Annotated in this window: 4 protein-coding genes; 1 reads left to right on the top strand and 3 read right to left on the bottom strand. The window is 72.6% G+C overall.

Annotated features, from left to right (window positions below; translation table 11 throughout):
* Position 1: 1 nt before the first annotated feature.
* The gene (locus STBA_RS08380; protein ID WP_077058640.1) at positions 2-3,556 is read right to left on the bottom strand and encodes a nitrate- and nitrite sensing domain-containing protein; all 3,555 of its coding nucleotides are present in this window, start codon (positions 3,554-3,556) and stop codon (positions 2-4) included.
* 563 nt (positions 3,557-4,119) lie between these two features.
* On the opposite strand from STBA_RS08380, the gene STBA_RS08385 reads away from it, so the two are divergent.
* A complete protein-coding gene (locus STBA_RS08385) occupies positions 4,120-4,302 on the top strand; it encodes a hypothetical protein (RefSeq protein ID WP_077058641.1) in 183 nt (60 codons plus the stop codon).
* A gap of 118 nt (positions 4,303-4,420) precedes the next feature.
* On the opposite strand, the gene STBA_RS08390 is transcribed toward STBA_RS08385, so the two are convergent.
* Both STBA_RS08390 and STBA_RS08395 read right to left on the bottom strand, forming a co-directional pair.
* On the bottom strand, positions 4,421-4,633 hold the full coding sequence (locus tag STBA_RS08390) for an acyl-CoA carboxylase epsilon subunit (RefSeq protein ID WP_077058642.1): 213 nt from the start codon (positions 4,631-4,633) through the stop codon (positions 4,421-4,423).
* Between the two features lie 71 nt (positions 4,634-4,704).
* Positions 4,705-5,583 (bottom strand): carboxyl transferase domain-containing protein, encoded by an 879-nt coding sequence (locus STBA_RS08395; RefSeq protein ID WP_366510757.1) that lies wholly within the window; start codon positions 5,581-5,583, stop codon positions 4,705-4,707.
* Between the last annotated feature and the right edge of the window lies 1 nt (position 5,584).

Here is a 5,584-nt window from a genome sequence, read left to right on the forward strand (position 1 = left end):
ACTACTGGTACGTGGGGCCGAAGCCCCGGTCCGTGCGGTCGGCCGAAGTACCGGCCTGGCGCCCCTGCTGAATGCCCCTGCGGAGGTTGGTCAGCCGGCCCCTTACGTCGTCGGGCCGACGGGAGACCTGCGGGCCCGTGGGTGCGGCCTGCGACTGCGACTGGGCGGCGCCCGCGACCAGGTTGGCGCGCGGGACCCGCCGTGGCAGGCCCGACGTGGTCACGCCGCCCGCGGTCGGCTGGCGCAGCTGCTCGGCCTGGCGCCAGCGTTCGTCGTTGGGCGACGCGCGCCACGGCGCTCCCGGCTCCCCGGGACCCGCCGCGGCGCGGGCCGGCGGCGGCTGTTGCGGGTGCTGCGGCTGCTGCGGGACGACGGCCGGCACCGGGTCCTGCCGCGGGGCGGATGGCGGGGCGGGGGGTGTGGGGGGAGGCCCCGCCTGCTCGCCGGGAGGAGCGGAGGGCGGCGCGGGGGCTCGGCGCAGGCCGAACCACGTCGACTCCATCTCCTCGAAGATCGGGGTGCGTTCGGAGACGCGCTCCTGCGCGGCCGCCGGCAGCGGGTCGCGCAGCTCGTCGGGCCGGCGCGGCTGCTGCGGCGACTGCTGCTGCGGGGCCTGCGGCGCGTAAGGGCTGCGGGTCTCCTGCGTCTGATGCGGCTGCGGCTGCGGCTGCGGCTGCGGCTGCGGCTGCGGCTGACGGTAGTCGGGGCCGACCGGGTACTCGCCGGTGTCCTGTGGCGACTGGGCGGTCGCCTCGGCGCCCGGCATGGGAAAGCCGAACTCGGTGGTCTCGTCGGGCTCCTGCCGGCGCTGCTGCCGGTGCCCGAACGCCGACGACATCGGCGAGTGCCCAGGCCCGCCGGTCGCCCCGACGTAGCCGGGCCTGGCGTACTCGCCGGTCGACTCGGCCTCGTCGTGACCGCGCGGCCCGTCCGCGGCGTCCCTGGCGACGGGTATTCGCCCGCTGTCCTCCGCGCCGGACGCCCAGCTCGGCCGCCCGCCGGCGCCCGCCGAGGGCGCCTGCGGCTGCCGCGGCTCGTTCGGCGCGGCGGGTGCGGGTGCGGGGTCGTGCGGCGGCCGCACGGGGGCAGGACCGCGGGTCCTGTCCCGCGCCGGGGGCGGTCCCTCGGGGGAGACGAACGGCTCGCGTGCCGCGTCCTGTTCGCGCTCCCCGGGCCCGGGCCCGGCGGGTCCGCCGGGGCGGGAGGGCAGTGCGGGGCGGTCCTGCCCGCCGCCGACCTGCCCGCGGGTCTGCTGTTCCGCGGCGCGCTCCAGGCTGCGGTTCCAGCCGGGCAGCTGCGCGGTGTCGGGCCCGGGGCCACGGCCGGAGTCGCCCGGCCTGGCGCGGGCGGCGGGCGTCTCGCGCGCCAGCGTGGCGGTCGCCGGGCCGCCCGCGGGGCCGCCGGCCGGCCGGGGCCGGCCCGGGCCCTGGGCGACGTCGGCGGGCAGCATGACCAGGGCGGTGGTGCCGCCGGAGTCGGAGGGCCGCAGCTGTATGCGGATGTTGTGGCGCAGGGACAGGCGGCCGACCACGAACAGGCCCATGCGCCGGGAGACGGAGACGTCCACCGTCGGCGGGTTCGCGAGCCGGTCGTTGATCTCGGCCAGGTCCTCGGGCGACAGTCCGATGCCGGTGTCGTGGATTTCCACCAGGACGCGGCCGTCGGGCAGGGCGTGGCCGGTGACCTTGACCTTCGTCTGCGGCGAGGAGAAGGACGTGGCGTTCTCCAGCAGCTCCGCGAGGAGGTGCACCAGGTCGTTGACGACGCGTCCGGCGACGTCCGTCTTGGGCACGGCGCTCAGCTCGATGCGCTCGTACTGCTCCACCTCGGAGGCGGCGGCGCGCAGCACGTCGACCAGCGGCACCGGCCGCGTCCACCGGCGGCCCGGCTCCTCACCGGCGAGCACCAGCAGGTTTTCACCGTTGCGGCGCATGCGGGTGGCCAGGTGGTCCAGCTTGAACAGCGAGGACAGCTGGTCCGGGTCCGCCTCGCGCGATTCGAGCTCGGAGATGAGGGACAGCTGCCGCTGGATGAGGCCCTGGCTGCGGCGCGAGAGGTTGGTGAACATCGCGTTGACGTTCCCCCGCAGCAGGGCCTGCTCACCGGCGAGGCGCACGGCCTCGCGGTGCACGTCGTCGAACGCCTGCGCCACCCGGCCGATCTCGTCGCGGGTGTAGGCGCCGACGGACTCGACGTCGGTCTCGACCTCCTCCGGCTCGGCCTCCGACATGCGCTTGACGACCTCGGGCAGCCGCGTGCGGGCGACCTCCTGCGCGGTGTCCTGGAGCCTGCGCAGCGAACGGACCATGGAGCGGGCCACGACGAACGCACCGACGAGCGAGATGCCGAGGACGAGCAGGACGATGGCGCCGTTGATGAAGGAGTCGCGCTGCGCCTCGTCGCGCAGGTCGCTGGCCTGCTTCTCCATCTCGTCGAGCAGGGTGCGCTCGATGCGCTCCATTGCGTCGATCTTCGTGCGGTCCTGCTCGTACCAGTCGCGGTACGAACGGTCCTGGCTGCGGATGCCCTCCTCGGCGGCGAACACCTGGAGGGCGAACTGGTCGGCCTCGACGACGTTGGCGATGCCGCCTTCCAGCGGGTTGAGCAGCTCTTCGACCGCTTCCTCGTCGCCGTAGATGAGGGAGAAGCTGTCCAGCGCGGCCTCCTCGGCCTGCTGGTGGGTGCGGCCGAACCGCCAGTCGCTGTCGGACAGCTCGGCGATCTGGCCGTCGATCTCGTCGCGGGCGAGGCCCGCGGTGATGACGGCGCGCTGGATGGAGGCGTGCTCCTTGGCCGAGGAGAACGTGGCCAGCGCGCGCGTGCTGCGGATCATCTCGCTGTTGCTGGTGGCCTGCGCCATGTCCTGCGAGAGGCCGTGCAGCGCGGCGATCAGCTCGTTGTACCGGCTGACGGTCTGCGAGACGTACTCGGGGTCCTCGTAGGCGCCGTTGCGGATCTGGCTGATCTCGTTCAGCCGGGTGCCGATGTCGACCACCGTGGCCTCGACGCTGCGCATGGCCTCGTCGCTGCCGTCGATCTGGAGGCGGGCGTCACTGAACGCGCGGATCGCCTCGTCCGTGCGCTCGCGCGGCCCGGCGACCTCGTCGCTCTTGTCGCTTCGCCCGCTGACGAGGGGGCCGGCCGAGCCGTCACGTTCCTCCTGGAGGGCGGCGGCGAGCAGCGTGGCCTGCTGCGACATGTCCGTGAGCAGCTGCATGTCATCCAGCTGTTCGATGTCGTCCATCGAACCCTGGATACGCAGTCCGCCCAGGATGGTGGCCGCGACCACCGGCAGGGCGATCAGGGAGACCAGACGGCTGCTGATGCGCCAGTTGCGCAGCGCGAGCCTGGAGCCCGCCTGGCTCGGGCGGGCGGGTGGTGCGGGCGAGTCGGCCGCGTCCTGCGCGGCACGCTCGCCGGAGGGCTGGTCGCCGCCCGCCGCCGCCCGCGCCGGGTCGCCGCCCAGGGCAGGCCCCGCGGAGGAGCTGCGGTTACCTCTGCCGCTCAGCTCCGCATCCCCCGCAGCGCTGCCTTCCCTCTTGAAACGTCCCTGCACTAGCGTCGCAACCTCTGGACCTCAGCGCCCGCCGCACACTGCGGCGTGACGGTCTCGAGCGGGGGCACGCGAGCCCCGTTTCGGTCGTTTGGGCAACCGACGCGTATGTGATCAACCGGTGTGTGACGCTGGTGTGCGCCCTCCACTCAGGAGGCTGACCCGCGGCGGTCCGTGGAATTCCAGCACAGTGGCCGTACTCCAACAAGGGCCAGGAGGGGTCCCGTGACATGTATGACGCTGCGGAGATGCATGATCACGACGGGTACGCGGCAGGTGCGGAGGAAACGGACCTTTACCCGCACGACCGTCACCGAATCAGCACACTCACCACGCAACACACGAGGGGAAACATCCGCCTTTATCACCCATGGGCGCTTCGCCGGAAAAACGAACTCACCCAGAATGACCGTTTTGACAGGGTCCTCGTGAGGAAACTCACATCGAGACTGTGACGGATTGCGGGCGTCGGATGGGTAAGCGGGACCTAGCCTCAGCTTTACAGAGCCGCGGAGAACGACAAGCGGCAAACCACCCAGCGACGAGCGACCCAAGGCAGACCACTCGTGAAGACCACCCTGCACATGCGTTCCATCGCCAACCCCCGCCGCACCACTCTGGCACACCTGGCGGACGCCGGTGATCTCGCCCCGGCCGTCCGCCCGGCGGACCCCGCGCAGGAGCTGCCGGCGCAGACGGCCAACCCGCGCCGCACCGTTCTCGACGAGGAGCTCGCCGCCGCGCAGTAGGCGGCGCCGGGACGGCGCAAGAACGCGCACAGCACGCAGCGGAAGCCCCCGGCCGGTACCGGCCGGGGGCTTCCCCGTTCTCGCTTCGTCGCTCCCGGCTCCCAGGGGCGCGCGGGCCTCAGCCCTGCCAGCTGTGCGGCGCGCGGTAGGCGCGGGCCCGCTCCAGGCGGCGCCAGGCCGCGGGGCTGCGGCCGGGACCGGCGTCGTCGGGGGCGGGCTGCCGCGCGACCCGGGCGAGCAGCAGCGCGGTCACCGCGGCCAGCTCCTCGTCGCTGGCCCTGCCCTTCTCCACCCGGACCAGGTGCGGGGCGGTGATCGTCTCGGGGCTCATCGTGAACTCTCCTTCGCTGGGACTCGCGCTGCAACGCACGCTGGAACTCGCTGCCGCTGCTGTCCTGTTGGTCACTGGGGCGGGTTGCCGTGCTTGCGGGCGGGCAGGTCGGCGTGCTTGTTGCGCAGCATCGCCAGCGCGCCGATCAGGACCTCGCGGGTCTCCGCCGGCTCGATCACGTCGTCCACCAGGCCGCGCTCCGCCGCGTAATAGGGGTGCATCAGCTCGGTGCGGTACTCCTTCACCATCCGCGCCCGCATGGCCTCGGGGTCCTCGGCCGCGGCGATCTGCCTGCGGAAGATCACGTTGGCCGCGCCCTCCGCACCCATCACCGCAATCTCGTTCGTCGGCCAGGCCAGCGTCACATCCGCCCCGATCGACTGTGAATCCATCACGATGTACGCCCCGCCGTACGCCTTCCGCAGCACCAGCGAAATCCGCGGCACCGTCGCATTGCAGTACGCATACAGCAGCTTCGCCCCGTGCCGGATGATCCCCCCGTGCTCCTGGTCCACGCCCGGCAGAAAGCCCGGCACATCCAGCAGCGTCACGATCGGGATATTGAACGCATCACACATCTGGACGAACCGCGCCGCCTTCTCGGACGCCGAAATATCCAGCACCCCCGCAAGCGACTGCGGCTGATTCGCCACCACCCCCACCACCTGGCCGTCCAGCCGCGCCAGCGCACAGATGATGTTCCCCGCCCACCGCTCGTGGACCTCCAGGAACTCCCCGTCGTCCACCAGCTCCTCGATCACCGCCCGCATGTCGTACGGCCGGTTCCCGTCGACGGGCACCAGGTCCACCAGCGCCTCGCACCGCCGGTCCGCCGGGTCCTTCGACGCCACCACCGGCGGATTCTCCCGGTTGTTGGACGGCAGGAGCGTGAGGAGGTAACGGACCTCCTCCAGACACGTCTCCTCGTCGTCGTAGGCGAAGTGGGCCACG

This window comes from Streptomyces sp. MP131-18, assembly GCF_001984575.1.
Lineage (GTDB): Bacteria > Actinomycetota > Actinomycetes > Streptomycetales > Streptomycetaceae > Streptomyces > Streptomyces johnsoniae.

What these genes read in the sequence shown, in the direction of transcription:
- STBA_RS08390 (WP_077058642.1), bottom strand. Translation starts at nt 4,633, where the DNA reads ATGAGCCCCGAGACGATCACCGCCCCGCACCTGGTCCGGGTGGAGAAG.